1 protein-coding gene is annotated in these 251 nt (G+C 68.5%); it reads left to right on the forward strand.

All coding sequences use genetic code 11. The annotated features are described in order from the left end of the window. Positions 1-251: Ig-like domain-containing protein (locus tag C5687_RS24480; RefSeq protein WP_146086331.1), on the forward strand; the 251-nt coding region annotated here is incomplete at both ends.

The raw sequence follows: 251 nt of genomic DNA on the forward strand, positions 1-251 counted from the left end.
GCGGCGCTGGACGACGTGGGCAGCGTGCAGGGCGCACTGTCTAACGGCAGCAGCACCGACGATCCGACCCCGACCCTGAGCGGCAAGGCGGAAGCGGGCAGCACCGTGAAGATCTACGATCAGAACGGCCTGCTGGGCGAAGTGACGGCGAAAGCCGACGGCACCTGGAGCTTCTCGCCGGTGGCGAAACTGCCGGAAGGCGAGCACCGCTTCCACGTGACGGCCACCGACAGGGCGGGCAACACCAGTGC

Source organism: Enterobacter sichuanensis, from assembly GCF_002939185.1.
Lineage (GTDB): Bacteria > Pseudomonadota > Gammaproteobacteria > Enterobacterales > Enterobacteriaceae > Enterobacter > Enterobacter sichuanensis.